Origin of the sequence: Pseudomonas baltica (assembly GCF_031880315.1) — a bacterium.
Lineage (GTDB): Bacteria > Pseudomonadota > Gammaproteobacteria > Pseudomonadales > Pseudomonadaceae > Aquipseudomonas.
In genome coordinates, this window is the sequence record NZ_CP134771.1 from 1147526 (window position 1) to 1163552 (window position 16027).

At 62.4% G+C, this 16027-nt stretch carries 13 protein-coding genes and 1 pseudogene; 3 read left to right on the forward strand and 11 right to left on the reverse strand.

The annotated features are described in order from the left end of the window. Window positions 1-166 precede the first annotated feature (166 nt). Window positions 167-1480, reverse strand: coding sequence for an MFS transporter (locus REH34_RS05175; RefSeq protein ID WP_311970984.1), 1314 nt, complete (start codon window positions 1478-1480; stop codon window positions 167-169). A 214-nt stretch (window positions 1481-1694) separates the two neighbouring features. Here REH34_RS05175 and REH34_RS05180 point away from each other — a divergent pair, with 214 nt between their 5' ends. Further along, window positions 1695-2234, forward strand: coding sequence for a PaaI family thioesterase (locus REH34_RS05180; RefSeq protein WP_226506632.1), 540 nt, complete (start codon window positions 1695-1697; stop codon window positions 2232-2234). Between the two features lie 8 nt (window positions 2235-2242). On the opposite strand, the gene REH34_RS05185 is transcribed toward REH34_RS05180, so the two are convergent. From REH34_RS05185 to REH34_RS05195, 3 genes and pseudogenes are all read right to left on the reverse strand, one after another. Next, window positions 2243-2731: a GNAT family N-acetyltransferase gene (locus REH34_RS05185; protein ID WP_226506633.1), complete on the reverse strand. Its 489-nt coding sequence runs from the start codon at window positions 2729-2731 to the stop codon at window positions 2243-2245. Between the two features lie 181 nt (window positions 2732-2912). Beyond that, window positions 2913-4229, reverse strand: a pseudogene (locus REH34_RS05190) (ATP-binding protein); the annotation flags it as partial. After that, entirely contained in the window at window positions 4226-4909 is a 684-nt protein-coding gene (locus tag REH34_RS05195; RefSeq protein ID WP_226506635.1) for a response regulator transcription factor, read from the reverse strand. The gene REH34_RS05195 and the pseudogene REH34_RS05190, both read right to left, overlap by 4 nt. Window positions 4910-5200: 291 nt before the next feature. On the opposite strand from REH34_RS05195, the gene REH34_RS05200 reads away from it, so the two are divergent. Further along, entirely contained in the window at window positions 5201-6010 is an 810-nt protein-coding gene (locus tag REH34_RS05200) for a TlpA family protein disulfide reductase (protein ID WP_226506636.1), read from the forward strand. 10 nt (window positions 6011-6020) lie between these two features. Here the strand turns inward: REH34_RS05200 and REH34_RS05205 are convergent, their stop codons facing one another. The 6 genes from REH34_RS05205 to REH34_RS05230 all read right to left on the reverse strand — a co-directional run bounded on the left by REH34_RS05205 (window position 6021) and on the right by REH34_RS05230 (window position 12304). Further along, window positions 6021-7550 (reverse strand): DHA2 family efflux MFS transporter permease subunit, encoded by a 1530-nt coding sequence (locus REH34_RS05205; protein WP_226506637.1) that lies wholly within the window; start codon window positions 7548-7550, stop codon window positions 6021-6023. 61 nt (window positions 7551-7611) lie between these two features. Further along, entirely contained in the window at window positions 7612-8835 is a 1224-nt protein-coding gene (locus REH34_RS05210; RefSeq protein WP_311970985.1) for an efflux RND transporter periplasmic adaptor subunit, read from the reverse strand. Window positions 8836-8850: 15 nt separating this feature from the next. Further along, window positions 8851-10320: an efflux transporter outer membrane subunit gene (locus REH34_RS05215; protein WP_311970986.1), complete on the reverse strand. Its 1470-nt coding sequence runs from the start codon at window positions 10318-10320 to the stop codon at window positions 8851-8853. After that, entirely contained in the window at window positions 10317-10793 is a 477-nt protein-coding gene (locus REH34_RS05220; RefSeq protein WP_226506640.1) for a MarR family winged helix-turn-helix transcriptional regulator, read from the reverse strand. Before REH34_RS05220 ends, REH34_RS05215 begins: the two co-directional genes overlap by 4 nt. A gap of 297 nt (window positions 10794-11090) precedes the next feature. Continuing rightward, complete coding sequence (locus REH34_RS05225) at window positions 11091-11690, reverse strand: tRNA isopentenyl-2-thiomethyl-A-37 hydroxylase MiaE (protein WP_311970987.1); 600 nt, start codon at window positions 11688-11690, stop codon at window positions 11091-11093. Between the two features lie 131 nt (window positions 11691-11821). Then, window positions 11822-12304, reverse strand: a complete 483-nt coding sequence (locus tag REH34_RS05230) for a DUF1289 domain-containing protein (protein ID WP_311970988.1) — start codon at window positions 12302-12304, stop codon at window positions 11822-11824. Window positions 12305-12704: 400 nt separating this feature from the next. Between REH34_RS05230 and acnB the strand changes: the two genes are divergently transcribed. Further along, window positions 12705-15314: a bifunctional aconitate hydratase 2/2-methylisocitrate dehydratase gene (acnB, locus tag REH34_RS05235; protein ID WP_311972047.1), complete on the forward strand. Its 2610-nt coding sequence runs from the start codon at window positions 12705-12707 to the stop codon at window positions 15312-15314. A 114-nt stretch (window positions 15315-15428) separates the two neighbouring features. Here acnB and REH34_RS05240 read toward each other — a convergent pair whose 3' ends face one another. After that, window positions 15429-15941 carry a hypothetical protein gene (locus tag REH34_RS05240; protein WP_311970989.1) on the reverse strand — a complete coding sequence of 171 codons (513 nt, stop codon included), beginning with the start codon at window positions 15939-15941 and terminating at the stop codon, window positions 15429-15431. Window positions 15942-16027: the final 86 nt, after the last annotated feature.

Consider the following 16027-nt stretch of genomic DNA (forward strand, 5'->3'; position numbering starts at 1 on the left):
CACCTGAGTTGTTATTGACAGTGAGGTCGTGGAGTCACTGGCAACGACTATAACGCCGACCCGGCAAATATCTCAATATATAAATACACATCCCATATTTAGGGATTTTTAAGAGATGCAAAAAAGGCCCTCGAGAGGGCCTTTGTGCAGGGAAGGAACGCGCAGCTCAAGGATGCTCAGTCGCCACTGCCGTCGCCGGCTTGCCCGGCGAAGGTGCAAAACGCAGCGCGGTCAACGCACCGACCGTGCCCATGACCAGGCAATAGCCGACACACACCCACGGGCTCCAGGGCACCAGCGCGATCAGCAACAGCGGCGTGGTACTGGCCCAGGCGGCGTAGGCGATGTTGTAGGTGAATGAGATACCTGAGACGCGGATATCGGCCGGGAACAATCCGACCATCACCGACGGCACCACCCCGACCACGCCGCATCCCAGCCCCGCCAAGGCGTAGGCCACTCCCGGCCAGGACCAGCCACCGATCAGGCTGGCATACAGCCCGGCCACTCCGATCGGCAACAGCAGGCTGTAGACCAGCAGCGCCCGCCATGCGCCGATGCGATCGACCAACAGGCCTGCCAGCACGCAGCCGATATTGAGGAATACGATGCCCAGGCTGCTGAGGGCGAACGTGTGGCTGGCCGTCATGCCGAAACGTTGCTGCATCAAGGTTGGCGTAATCACCACCAGCACCACCACGGCGGACGTCAGCACACAGGTGAGGATGACCGCCGGCCACATTGCCTTGCGGTGCTCGCGCAGTACAGTGCGCAGCGGCAATTCCTGGCGTTGCATATTACGCTCGCGCAGTGCCAGGAATACCGGCGTTTCGCTCAGCCAGCGTCGCAACCACACGCCGATCACGCCAAACACACCACCCAGCAGAAACGGCAGGCGCCAGGCGTAAGCAAGAATCTCTTGCGGGGAAAACAACTGCGCCAGCGCCGTGGCGGTCAGTGCGCCGATCAGATAGCCGAACGTCAGCCCCGCCTGCAGGAAACCCAAGGCATAGCCACGACGCCCGGCCGGGGCGTGCTCGGCCACGAACACCCAGGCGCTCGGCACCTCGCCGCCCACTGCGGCGCCTTGCAGGATGCGCAGAGCCAGCAGGATGAGCGGAGCGGCGTAGCCGATCTCGGCGTAGGTGGGCATCACGCCGATCAACAAGCATGGCAGGGCCATCATCAGGATGCTCAGGCTGAAGACCTTCTTGCGCCCCATGCGATCAGCGAAGTGCGCCATGAGAATGCCGCCCAAGGGCCTGGCCAGATAGCCGGTGACGAAAATACCGAAGCTTTGCAGCAGGCGCAGCCACTGGGGCATCTCAGGCGGGAAAAACAGCTGGCTGAGGGTAAGGGCGAAGAACACGAAAATGATGAAATCGTAGATCTCCAACGCGCCGCCCAAGGCGGCCAGACCTAAAGTCTTGTGGTCGCTGCGGGACAAGCGCAGCGGTGGGGCTAGAGGCTTGGCAGACATGCAATCATCCTTCGATGAAATTGGCGGCGCTCGCGTGGCACCGTCCGAAAGCGCGCAGGATAACAAAAACCGTCGGCGGCAGTTCGCGCGGCCGGCTCCGCGCACCAAAGTCGGCCTGTTTGTCACGGAGTTTGGCGGTTATACGACCAGCACTGATATTTCGATCATAATACTATTGCAGCACCCTCCTCGACTCGAACAAGGAATCGCCCCGATGCAGACCCTTTCTCTGGAAGAAGTGCTTGCCCAATGGAAAGCCCAGGAAGCGGCCATACGCGCGACCCTGGGTGAACCAGGCGCCCTGAGCATGGCGCAGGTCAGCGCCCTGGAACCGAAAGAGTTCTTCGAAGGCATCGCCCGCGGCGAACTGCCTTGCCCGCCCATTGGCGTGTTGCTTGATTTCGTGCCCATCGAATGGTCACCTGGCACCTTCACCTTTCAGGGCACCCCGGATGCCAGGCATTACAATCCTCTAGGGGCGGTACATGGCGGGTATGCCGCAACCCTGTTGGATTCGTGCATGGGTTGTGCGATTCATACCCGCCTGCAAAAGGGCCAGGGCTATACCACCCTGGACCTGCGCATCAGTTATGTTCGCGGCATGAACGAGGCCACCGGCCCGGTTCGCGCTGAAGGCAAGGTGGTGCACGTCGGCCGCTCCACGGCCCTCGCCGAGGGCCGCATCGTCGACGCCAATGGCCGTCTTTACGCTACCGGCACCACCACCTGCATGCTGTTCGGCAAGGCCGACTGAGGACACGCTCAAGCCTCAAAGGGCGGCAACGGCTTGTGCATCGGCCGCAACGGCACGCTCGCCACCCGCAACGCCTGGCCGTTTTCACGATAGCCCAGGCGCTGATAGAAACCCTGGCCGGTGAGCGTGCTGTAGATCAGCACCCGCGCCTGGCCGATGCGGGCCAGATGCCGCTCCAGAGACTTCATCAGGCTCTGCCCGACACCACGACGGAAAAACTCCGGCAACACGTAACAAAGGCTCACCTCGCCCGTGTTGCGCACCATGCCGACGCCGACCGGCTTGCCCTGCAGCCAGGCGACCTCGACCTGGGCGGTGCTGTCCGATAACCACGCGCTCACCTGCTCGGCCGAATGGCGGCGCAGCCAGGCATTGACCAACAACGGGTTGTTACGATGATCGAGAGCGCAGCCGGCTCGGAACGAGCGGATGAGAATTCGACTGACAAGGCTGGCATCACTGGCCTTGGCGGGACGGACTTGGGGGTAGATATCCATATCATGACTCCTGCTCCAGAGTGGTAAGGCCCCGAAAGGGCCAGCGTCAACATACGCTCCACCTGGGCAACGAGCGACCCTCGCAGCGTTACAAATCGTGTGTGTGCGAACGCGTTCTTGCCGCAGCGCCCTGAGCCAGGGTCGAAGGTCCATCATACTCAGGGCTGATCGACGCATTCGTGCGCAGTGGCAGCCGCAACAGCACGCGCAGGCCACCCTTGCGATTGTCGAAGTCCAGTTGACCCGCGCAGCGCTGGACAATCGCGTGGACGATGGCCAGGCCCAAGCCGCAGCCTGCTTGCGGCCCGCTGCGCCAGAAGCGTTGGGTGAGTTGCTGCAGGTCGGCGGGCGCAATGCCCGGCCCCTGATCCTCGACCTCGAACAGTGCCTGCCCGGCATCGGCGCGCAGGCGCAACACCACCGCAGTGGTGACCGGGCTGTGCCGCAGGGCGTTGTCGAGCAGATTGCGCAAGGCCGCGATAGCGAGTGCCGAGGGCATCTCCAGGCAGGCGCCGGACAGACGCTGCGGTATCTGCAGATCGATACGTTCGCGGTCGCCATGGCTGGCATCCTCGATGGCCAGTCGCGCGACCTGTTCAGCCGTGCACTGCACGCCGTCATCGAACGACAGGCTGCCCTCCACCCGCGCCAGCAGCAGCAATTGCTCCAGCGTACGGTGCAAGCGATCGGCGCCCAGCTCGGCGTTTTCCAGCGCTTGCTCACGCACACTGCCGTCAGTCATGCGCGCCACTTGCAGATGGGTCTTGACCGCCGTCAGCGGGCTGCGCAGCTCATGGGCGGCGTCACCGGTCAGCCGCCGTTCACGCTCCAAGGTGCGGGCAATGCGCAAAAACAACGCATTCTGGGTCGCCTGCAACGGCTGCAGCTCGCTGGGCAGGCGGTCTATCTGCAAGGGTTCGAGGGAGTCCGGGCTGCGTCGGGTCAGGGCATCACGCATGCGGTGCAGCGGCGCGAGGCCTTGGCGCACCCCCAGCCACAGCACCCCGAGGCTGCCCAGCAGCGCCATCAGCACAGGTGCCGACGCCGCCATCAGCATTGAGGTGTTCAGTGCTTCACGCTCCTGCTGGCGGTCGGCGGTGGTGATGCGCACGTTGTCACGGGCGAGGGTAAAACTGCGCCAATGCGCTCCATCGATGACTTGATCGTGGAAGCCGCTCTTTTGATCATCCAGCATCTGCTCGACACTGCTGTGGCTGCGGGCCAGAATCTCGCCGCGCAAAGAACTGACCTGGCACGCCATGCCGTCGGGAATGCTCAGCTGATCGGCACTGAAATGCGTGCCGCTGCCCTGGGTCGACAGCGGCGCGGGCAGCTGATCGACCAGACCGGCGACCATGCGCGCCGAAGCCACCAGGCGCTGATCGAGGGAAAACATCATCTGATTGCGCAGATCGCGAAACATCCAGGCGGCCGCCAGTGCCCAGATCAGGATGAAGGCACCGCCCAGAATCAGGCTCAGGCGCAGACGCAGGCTCATGCGCCCTCCTGCGTCGGTATTTTCGCGGGCCCCAGACGGTAGCCGAGGCCGCGCACCGTCTCGACGATGCCGTTGCCCAATTTGCGCCGCAGGTGGTGGATATGCACATTGAGGGCGTTGCTTTCGACCTCGTCGCTGAAGCCGTAGACGCTGTCCTTGAGTTGATCACCCGAAAGGACTCGGCCGCGGTTGTGCAACAGCGCCTGCAGCAAGGCTTGCTCGCGCCGCGACAGGTCCACCGCCACCTCGCCCAGCCAGGCCTCGCGGCTGCTGGGGTCGTACCGCAGCGGCCCGTGCTCGATGACATTGACCGTGCGCCCGGCGGCGCGGCGCAGCAAGGTGTGCAGGCGAGCGCAAAGCTCGCGCAGGTCGAACGGCTTGAGCAGGTAATCGTCGGCGCCGGCTTGCAGCCCGGCAACCCGATCGGTGACCGCATCGCGGGCAGTCAATACCAGTACCGGCAGCACTTGCCCCTGATGACGCAGGCGCTGCAACAGCTTGAGGCCGTCTTCGTCGGGCAGGCCGAGGTCGAGCACCATCACGTCGAAATGCGCGGTCTGCAGCAAACTTTGCGCCGCAGCGGCGGTGGCCACGCGATCGACGATCAGCCCCTGGGCGCCGAGCCCGGCGACAATACCGCTGGCGATCAGGTCGTCATCCTCACAAAGCAGTACGTGCATGGGGGTTCTCGCAGGCTAGAAGGGCACAGGTCGGTGGAGAGCATGGTCGAAGCCGATTAAGCGAGGATTATAGCCCCACTGGCTACCTGATCGACGGCTGCAGGAATACCGTTAATCCGCGGTTAACCGAATGGACTCATGCTTTGACGTGTGGCCACCGTATACCTATGCGCGTTGCCATGCGCAGTGCCGGCCTCTTCGCGAGCAAGCTTTGCCCACACATGAACTGTAGGAGCAAAGCTTGCCCGCGAAGAGGCCTGCAAGATCACCTCTTACTCTGGATACCCGCCCATGCTGAGCTTCAACCTCGGGCCCTTCGCCCTGTCGCTGCAACACCTCAGCCTGCTGGCGGCGGTCGGCCTAGGCATGGCCGTGGCATGGGGGATCGAGCGTCGGCGACCTGGCAAACGGACGGGGGAATCGGTCATATTCTGGCTGTTCGCAATCGCCCTGCTAATGGCGCGTGCGGGTTTCATCATCCAATACTGGCCGCAGTACCACAGCGATCCGCTGCAGGCGATCGACCTGCGCGATGGCGGCTTCCTGGCCTGGCCCGGGGTCGTGACGATAGTGCTGGGCACGCTGCTGATCGGCTGGCGGCGTGCATCGCTCCGGCGTCCGCTGGGCTGGGGCATGAGTGCTGGCCTGCTGCTGTGGACGCTGGTGAGCATCACCACACAACAGCTCGATAAAGATCGGCGCTTGCCCGCGCTGCATCTGCAAAACTCGACAGGCCTGGTGGTGCCGTTGGCGGACGCGCGCGGGCGGCCGATGGTGGTCAACCTGTGGGCCACCTGGTGTCCGCCCTGCCGGCGCGAGATGCCAGTGCTGCGCGAGGCCATGCGGGATTATCCGCAAGTGGCCTTCGCGCTGGTCAATCAGGGCGAGAGCGTGGCGGATGTCAGCACCTTTCTCGGCACTGTCGGTATCGATAGCTCCCAGGTGCTGTTCGATCCACAGACGGCGCTGGCGCAACAGGTGGGTTCGGCCGCTTTGCCGACCACCCTGTTCTACAGCGCGGATGGCCGCCTGGTGGGCACCCATCTGGGCGAACTGTCAGCGGCCAGCCTGGCCCATGCCCTGGAGGTGTTCGGGCTCTGAAGGAGGCCGCTCAGTGCCCGGATGCCGCCGGCCCGGCCTTGGCACTGAACGGCGGCTTGGCCAGCCAGACGAACACCACCAGCGCCGCGAACATCCAGCCCATCAACGTGAAGTAATCCACCGTCGACAGCATGTACGCCTGGCTTTCGACGATCTGGTCCAGTTGACTATAAGTCGTCTGCCCCGCTCCACCCATGACCTGCATCGTGTGCTGAGTCGCAGGATCGTAGGCCGTGATGCTCTCGGTCAGATAGGCATGGTGCTGATTGGCACGGCGAATCCAGATCCAGGTCGTCAATGACGCCGCGAAGCTGCCTCCCAGCGTGCGCAAAAAGGTCGCCAGGCCCGATCCATCGGCAATCTGCGCCGGCGGCAAGTCCGAGAGCAGAATGCTCAGGGTCGGCATGAAGAACAACGCAATGCCGATCCCCATGAACAACTGCACCAGCGCAATGTGGGTGAAGTCCACCTGATTGGTGAAGCCTGCGCGCATGAAGCAGCTGGCACCGATGGCCGTGAAGGCAAGCCCGGAGAGGATCCGCAGGTCGAATTTTTGCGCGTACTTGCCCACGAACGGCGACATCAGTACCGGCAGGATACCGATCGGCGCTACCGCCAGCCCCGCCCAGGTTGCGGTGTAGCCCAATTGCGTCTGCAACCATTGCGGCAGGATCAGGTTGATGCCGAAGAACCCAGCGTAACCCATCACCAGGGTCATGGTGCCCACGCGGAAATTGCGATATTTGAACAGCCGCAGATTCACCACCGGATGGTCGTCGGTCATTTCCCAGATGATGAACACCGTGAGCGCGATCGCCGAAATCACCGCGCCGATGATAATGAAGTTGGACTCGAACCAGTCCATGTCATTGCCCTTGTCGAGCACCACCTGCAGCGCGCCGACCCCGATGATCAAGGTAATCAGGCCGATATAGTCCATGGGCTGGCGGCTGATAGTCACCGGCCGCGCCGCCAGTTGTTGACGCACGATCCCGGCCGCGATGATGCCCACCGGAATATTGATGAAGAAGATCCACGGCCAGCTGTAGCTGTCGGTGATCCAGCCGCCGAGGATGGGCCCGGCAATCGGTGCCACCACCGTGACCATGGCCAGCAGCGCCAGCGCCATCCCCCGCTTGGCAGGAGGGTAAACCGCGATCAGCAGCGTCTGGGTCATCGGGTACAGCGGCCCGGCCACCAGGCCCTGGATCACACGAAAGCCCACCAGTTCGGGCATCGACGTCGAGATACCACATAAAAACGACGCCAGCACGAACAACAGCGTCGCCCACAGGAACAGCTTGACCTCACCGAAGCGGCGGCTCAGCCAGCCGGTCAGCGGCAAGGCAATGGCGTTGCTCACCGCAAACGAGGTAATGACCCAGGTGCCCTGCTCGGAACTCACCCCCAGGTTGCCGGAAATCGTCGGCAAGGCGACGTTGGCAATGGTGGTGTCGAGCACCTGCATGAATGTCGCCAGCGACAGCCCGATGGTACTGAGCAGCAGGCTGGGCGGCGTGAACGACGCATTGTTGCTCATCACTTGTCCTTCGAAGACGTGGCGCCGCGACTGGGCTCGTCGCGGCGCAGGTAGCAGCGGATCAGCGCTGGGCGGTGCTGCCAGCGGCGCTGTTGTCACGGATCAGACGGGCGATCATGGCGTCGGCCTCACCCAGTTGCTGGTCGTAGACATTGGTGGTGAACGACGCCTTTTGCGGCGGTTGCTGCGCCAGTACCGGACCACTCTGGTCGTGCAGGTCGACATCGACCACCGTCGACAGACCGATACGCAATGGGTGCCTGGCCAGCTCGTCGGCATTGATGTGAATACGTACCGGCACCCGCTGGACGATCTTGATCCAGTTACCCGTGGCGTTCTGTGCCGGCAACAAGGCGAACGCGCTGCCGGTACCGGCGCCGAGGCTGTCGATGGTGCCGCTGTACTTGATGTCGCTGCCGTAGATGTCGGATTCGATCTCGACGGTCTGGCCGATGCGCATGTTACGCAGCTGGGTTTCCTTGAAATTGGCATCGATCCACAACTGGTTCAGCGGGATCACGGCCATGGTCGCGGTGCCCGGCTGAATGCGTTGGCCCAGCTGCACGGTGCGCTTGGCGACGTAACCGGTGACCGGCGCGATCAGGGTGGTCCGCGCATTGGCCAGGTAGGCGTCACGCAGTTGCGCGGCCGCAACCTGCACGTCCGGATGGTCGGAAATCACCGTGGCATCCACCAGTGCCGAAGTGCTGGCCAGTTGTTGCAAGGCATTGTTCAACGCGCTCTGGGCCGAGCTCAGGTCGTCCTGCGCATGGGACAGTTCTTCCTGGGAAATCGCCCCGCCCGCAGCCAGGCTGCGACGGCGGTTGAAGTTGTCCTGAGCCTTTTGCACGTCGGAACGGCGCGCATTGACCTGCGCTTTCATGCCGTCGACGTTGCTGTACAGCCCGCGCACCTGGCGCACGGCCTTGGCCAGATTGGCCTGGGCGTTTTGCAGGGCGATCTTTGCGTCGGCCGGATCGAACTGCAGCAGCACTTGCCCGGCGTGCACCAGGTCACCGTCGTCGGCGCCGATGCTGGTGACGGTGCCGGTGACCAGCGGGGTAATTTCTACCACGTTGCCGTTGACGTAGGCGTCATCGGTGCTTTCGTTGAAGCGCCCGTAGAGTTCGTACCAGGCCCAGACGCCAAGGCCGCCGAGCACGACCACGATCAGCACGATAAACAGCATCAGCTTGCGCTTGCCGCCGCCTTTTTTCTGCGGTGCGGCTTTCTCTTGCGGCTGGGCGTTATTGTCGGGAGCAGTATTGGAAGAGGCAGTAGCCATGACAAGTACCTTGAATTATTCAGTCGGCGTGGCGGTAGCGGAAGGCGCCTGGGCGAGTTGATCGTCCTGGAAGCCACCGCCCAGCGCCTGCATCAATTGGATCGACAGGTCGATCCGCTCGGCGTTGAGGCTGGCCAGTTGTTGTTGGGCCTGGAGCAATTGCTGTTCGATGGTCAGCACATCGACGTAGCTGCCGATGCCCGCGCCGTAGCGCTGGCTGACGCTGTCGTAGGAGCGCTGGGCAATCTCTGCGGCACGCTGCGACGCCTCGACCTGGCGATTCAGAGCACGCAGTTGGACGATGCTGTCGCTGACGTCACCCAGCGCCTTGACCAGGCTCTTGTTGTACTGCGCCACGGCCAGGTCGTAGTCGGCGTCCCGGGCATCGAGATTGGCGCGCAGTCGGCCACCGTCGAAAATCGGCAGCGACACCGCTGGCGCGATATTCCAGAAGCGGCTCGGACCGCCGAGCAGCGCGTCTCCGAGAATCGACTGCACGCCAGCCGCAGCGCTCAAGTTGAGGTTGGGATAGAAGCGCGTCTTGCTCGCCACCACATCCTTGCTCGCCGCCTCGACCCGCCAGCGCGCGGCCACCAGATCAGGACGGCGGCCCAACAGCTCGGCCGGCAAGGTCGACGGCAGTTGCACCACGCCTGGTTGCAAGACCTTCGGCCGGGCGATCTCGTTGGCGCGGTCGGGGCCTTTGCCCAGCAGCACGGCGAGGGCGATACGGGCGCTGGCCAGCTGCTTCTCGGCATTGATGGCCTGCTCCTGGGAGCTGGCCTGCAGGCTTTCGGTCTGCTGCAACTGGTAGTCGCTGTCGACGCCGGCCGTGTGCCGACGCTGACCGAGGCTGAGCATCTGGCCGGTGCGTTTGAGATCCTCCTGGGCCAGGTCGGCGACGATGTGCGCCTGGCCCAGATTGCTGTAGGCCCGGGCGACATCTGCGGCCAGGGTCAAGGCTGCCGCCTGACGATCGACTTCGGCTGCGCGGGCCTGCCCCAGCGCCGCTTCCCAGGCCGCGCGCTCGCCGCCCCAGAGGTCGAAGTTGTAGTTGAACGTGGCCTCGATATTGCGCGAGGTCGAATAAGCCTCACCTACCCCCAGTGGATCCTGCTCGCGATTGAAGCGCGCGCGCTGGACACTGGCGTCGGCATCGAGGGTCGGGCTGCGATCGGCATCGGCGGCGGCGGCCGCAGCAACTGCCTGATGGCTGCGGGCGCTGGCGATCTGCATGTCCGGGCTGTCGCGCAGGGCTTCCTTGATCAGGCCGTCGAGCTGCGGATCGCCGAGGCTGGTCCACCAGTCGCGCTTGGGCCAGGCGGCGGGCGACAGGGTGATACCTGCCAGCGATTGACCGGCCTTGAGGTCTTGCGCCTTGAGGCTTTTGCCCTGAGTGTCGAGACCGTGAAAATTGGCGCACCCGGCCAGGCTCATGGCGACCAGCACCAGGCTCAAGCGAAGACGCTGTGATGTTCCGCTCATTTCATTTGACCTATGCGCGCTATCGTCAGGGCATCCCCGGCAGCGACCAGTACTTTCATCAGAATGCGCTCCAGATCGGCCAATTCTGCCGGCTCGAGCACGCCTACCAGTTGATTCATTGCGTCGGCACCAATGTGCGGCAGGCGGTCGGCAAGGCGCTGACCGGCATCCGTCAACTCGAGCCGGATCTGTCGGCGATCGGCTTCGCTGCGGCGGCGCTTGATCAAATCCTTTTGTTCCAGACGATCGAGCATCCGAGTCATCGAGCCGCTGTCCAGCGACAGGTACCGGCACAGCTCTGCCGGGGTATCGACATCGAATTGCTGAACGATGATCAGCACCTTGAATTGCGCAGCGGTGACGCCATCCGGCTCAAGATGGGCATCGAGGATACGGTCCTTGACCATGCTGCTGCGGCCCATCAACAGGCCGATGGTGCAGCTTCGGAAGTTCTCGGGAGTGAAGTGTTTCATGCAGATCGACCCAAAGCCCTGCCTAGGCAGATAATGTGTCTAGATGTTACTGCTTAGGCAGCGAATGTCAAATCACTTATTAGCATGCTATGTAATTGGCGAAATGCCGCCACCTTGTGGGGATGGGTTGCTCGTTCGGTGGCGAAGGGGGCATTTGCAGCGGTGATGTTCTGCGGTGTCGCTTAGGGCCTCTTCGCGAGCAAGCTTTGCTCCTACAGGCGCGAGCAGACCCTGAGTCTTGCACCTACTTGGAGCGGAGCTTGTTCCGAAGCGGCCAGCGCAGGCAAATGGAAAGGATCAGGCAGGCACGCCGCTATGAAAGCGGAATTCCGGATCGGGGCTTTCGATCAGCTCGGCCTCAGCGACCCGCACTCGCTCGATGACCTTGGCGATGTCGGCCGCGTCCCCGTGCTGGTAGGCCAGCTTCAAGTAGCCTTGATAATGCCGCGCTTCGCTTTTCAGCAAACCATGGTAGAAACGCCCCAACTCTTCATCCAGATGCGGCACCAGCGCTTCGAAACGCTCGCAGCTACGGGCTTCGATAAAGGCACCGACCACCAGCGTATCCACCAGCTTGACCGGTTCATGGCTGCGCACCTGCTTGCGCAAGGCCGAGGCATAACGCCCTGCGCTCAGAGGCTGGAGTTCAATCCTGCGCTTCTTCATCAGGCGCATGACCTGCTCGTGGTGCACCAGCTCCTCGCGGGCCAGGCGCGACATCATGTTGATCACGTCGGCGTGCACGGGGTAACGGGCGATCATGCTCAGGGCCGTGGAGGCTGCCTTGAACTCGCAGTTCTTGTGATCCAGCAGCAGCGTGGTCAGGTCCGCCAGCGCGGCCTCGACCCAGGCGTGGGGCGTGCGGCAACCGAGAAAATCATGAATTTCGGCCAGCATGGGCACGGTTCCCCTGTCAAAAGCGCGGGATTATAGAGGGCACCGGCACAGGTAGCGAGGGGGCTGCGCGGCTGGCGCTGAAAAATCGTATCGGTGACATCTTTGGGAGACTGTCGGGGCAAGCACCCTCGCTACAGGATTCGATTGGCGCCCAGGGCGTCCTCAAGAAAGCCTGGCGCGATGTAGCGCTCGTAGTGCGCTTCGGACAGGATGAAGAATTCCCGATCAATGGCATCCCGCAATTGCGGCAGGTCCCAGTCGCGAAACTCCGGCAGCAGCACGATGCCATATGCTTCAAGATTGACGATCACTCGCGCACCGCGCGCAATCAATTGATATGCCCAGCAATACACCGACTGCTGCTCGACGAAGCGGATCTTGCGCTGCAGCAATTGCTCGCGCAGGCGCCCCGCGTCGAACACCTCCAGCTTGGCCTCCATCACCTGCGCCAGCAGTTGTTCGAGGCGCAACCAGACGGCACGCTTGGCCGCCTCGTCGTAACCGTTCCAGTGGATCACTTCATGATGGAAGCGCTTGCAGCCACGGCACACCAGATCCCCGTAAACAGTGGAGCAAAGGCCGACGCAGGGGGTTTTGATGGAGTTATTGGACATGGCGACACGGAGCACTGACAAGCGGAACAGACGTCCATGTTAGCCCTTTGTCTAACGAGGGTCACCCCAGAAGTCGCAGGGCTTAACTTACCTTTCTTGTTTTTTTGCCGTAGAATCATGCAGCCTTTCCAAGGCAACAAAAATATCCGTTGGAAGCTGTTTTCAAAGCGTCACGAGCACAGTCGATCCAGCAGGACGGAATGGAAGCAGGTTTTACCCCCTTTAATCTGCCCCAGCCCTCATCAAGCCTCCCGTCCTGCAGGCGTAAAACTTTGAAAGCAGCTTCTGCAAGGAATGTCCGTCACCCAGGCTAAACGGCCCAAGAAGCCGTGCAGCGCATGGGCGCGGGGATTTACTGGATGAGCGTCCCGATCCGGGACCACTGATGAGGGTAATGACTGTGCTTGAAGCCTACCGCAAACACATTGAAGAGCGTGCCGCCCAGGGTATCGTGCCCCAGCCGCTTAACGCCGAACAAACTGCAGGCCTGGTCGAGCTGCTGAAAAATCCCCCTGCCGGCGAAGAATCCGTACTGGTCGACCTGATCACCAACCGCGTGCCACCGGGCGTGGACGAAGCGGCCTACGTCAAGGCCGGTTTCCTGTCCGCCCTGGCTAAAGGTGAAGTCACCTCGCCCCTGATCGACAAGAAGCGCGCCACTGAACTGCTGGGCACCATGCAGGGCGGCTACAACATCGCCACCCTGGTCGAGCTGCTTGACGACGCCGACCTGGCCTCCGTCGCCGCCGAACAGCTCAAGCACACGCTGCTGATGTTCGACGCCTTCCACGACGTCGCTGAAAAAGCCAAGAACGGCAATGCCCACGCCCAAGGCGTGCTGCAATCCTGGGCTGATGGCGAGTGGTTCAAGAAGCGTCCGACCCTGGCCGACAAGATCAGCCTGCGCGTCTTCAAGGTCACCGGCGAGACCAACACCGACGACCTCTCCCCTGCTCCCGATGCCTGGTCGCGCCCCGACATCCCGCTGCACGCCCTGGCCATGCTGAAAATGGCCCGTGACGGTATCGTGCCGGACGTGCAAGGCTCCATCGGCCCGATGAAGCAGATCGCCCAGATGTACGGCGACGGCTTCCCGGTCGCCTACGTCGGCGACGTGGTCGGTACCGGCTCGTCGCGTAAATCGGCGACCAACTCCGTGCTGTGGTTCTTCGGCGACGACATCCCGTTCGTGCCGAACAAGCGCGCCGGTGGATTCTGCTTCGGCTCCAAGATCGCTCCGATCTTCTACAACACCATGGAAGACGCCGGCGCTCTGCCGATCGAATTCGACGTCAGCAACATCAACATGGGCGACGTCATCGACCTGTACCCGCACCAGGGCAAGGTCTGCAAGCACGACAGCGACGAAGTGATCACCACGTTCGAACTGAAAACCCCGGTTCTGCTGGACGAAGTCCGCGCCGGCGGCCGTATCCCGCTGATCGTCGGTCGCGGGCTGACCGACAAGGCACGGGCCGAGCTGGGCCTGGGCCCGACCGATCTGTTCAAGCTGCCTGAAGCCCCGGTCGATACCGGCAAGGGCTTCACCCTGGCGCAGAAGATGGTCGGCAAAGCGTGCGGCCTGCCCGCCGACAAGGGCGTGCGCCCTGGCACCTATTGCGAACCGAAGATGACCACCGTCGGCTCTCAGGACACCACCGGCCCGATGACCCGCGACGAGCTCAAAGACCTCGCCTGCCTGGGCTTCTCGGCCGACCTGGTGATGCAGTCGTTCTGCCACACTGCCGCCTATCCAAAGCCGATCGACGTCACCACCCACCACACCCTGCCGGATTTCATCCGCACCCGTGGCGGCGTGTCCCTGCGTCCTGGCGACGGCATCATCCACAGCTGGCTGAACCGCATGCTGCTGCCTGACACCGTCGGCACCGGCGGCGATTCGCACACCCGCTTCCCGATCGGCATCTCGTTCCCGGCCGGTTCCGGGCTGGTCGCCTTCGCCGCAGCCACTGGCGTCATGCCGCTGGACATGCCGGAGTCGGTACTGGTGCGCTTCAAAGGCAAGCTGAACCCCGGCATCACCCTGCGCGACCTGGTTCACGCGATTCCTTACTACGGCATCCAGAACGGCCTGCTGACCGTCGAGAAGAAAGGCAAGATCAACGCCTTCTCCGGCCGCATCCTGGAAATCGAAGGCCTCGACGACCTGACCGTCGAACAGGCTTTCGAGCTGTCCGACGCCTCGGCCGAACGCTCCGCTGCTGGCTGCACCATCAAGCTGCCAGAAAAAGCCATCGCCGAGTACCTGAAGTCCAACATCACCCTGCTGCGCTGGATGATCAGCGAAGGCTACGGTGACACCCGGACCATGGAACGTCGCGCGCAGGCGATGGAAGCCTGGATCGCCAAGCCGGACCTGCTGTCCGCCGACGCCGATGCCGAATACGCCGAGATCATCGAGATCGACCTGGCCGACATCAAGGAGCCGGTGCTCTGCGCGCCGAACGATCCGGACGACGCCCGCCTGCTGTCCAGCGTTCAAGGCCAGAAGATCGACGAAGTGTTCATCGGTTCGTGCATGACCAACATCGGCCACTTCCGCGCTGCGGGCAAGTTGCTGGAAAAGGTCAAAGGCCAGCTGCCAACCCGTCTGTGGCTGTCGCCACCGACCAAGATGGACGCTCACCAGCTCACCGAAGAAGGCTACTACGGCATCTACGGCAAAGCCGGCGCACGCATGGAAATGCCGGGCTGCTCGCTGTGCATGGGTAACCAGGCACGGGTAGAACCGAACTCCACCGTGGTGTCGACCTCGACCCGTAACTTCCCGAACCGTCTGGGCGATGGCGCCAACGTCTACCTGGCTTCCGCCGAACTGGCCGCCGTTGCCTCGATCCTGGGCAAGCTGCCAACGGTCGAGGAATACATGGAGTACGCCGCCAGCATCGACAGCATGGCAGCGGACGTGTACCGCTACCTGAGCTTCGACCAGATCGCCGAGTTCCGCGAGGCAGCTGCCAACGCAAACATTCCGGTGGTTCAGGCGTAATCAGTAACCCGCAGTAAAAGAAAACCCGCCAGCGTAACCACTGGCGGGTTTTTTATTGTGTTCCTTTTACGCTTGGTGCTTCTAATTGATCAGGATGGGGCTCTATCCCGGCAATCACAGAACCTCCAGAACCTGCGCTTGCAGCTCTATCACTTGGCCGTCACTCACGTTGAGATAATCGTAGCGTTTGAGATTAGCCGGGTGAGGGTTCGCCAGATTACCTAACTGCTCCTCTTCCGAAGAAACCGCTACCCGCTGACCGTAACTATCACGCAGATAAAAGCGGAATCCTTGCGCAAGCGACCCTTCGCCAATCAGTTGGATTTTCCAAGGGTCGCTGACTCGGGCATGGTGATAAAGCCCCAGATAACCATTGGTACTGACACCAAGCTTGGCCCCCGCATACTCATGACGGGCCGGCGCCGCGCAGATGTCGTAATAGATACGATCGTCGGCATGATCCAAATAATCGAAACGCAGTGGCACGGCGGGCATATCTTCACCCCCGCGTAGCAGCCAGCCGCTCTTGGTCGCTTCATGGCGCATAGAAAAACAGATGGGCCCTTGCAACCCTGGTGTAACACTTCGCATCCGAGCGATAAATGATCGGCCAATAAATTCGTCCATGATCAAATCCTTTTTAATGAGTATCAAGCGAGACGCCAACCAAATCGGTGTCGTCTCCAGTCACGACGCCATGAATCCATACAGGC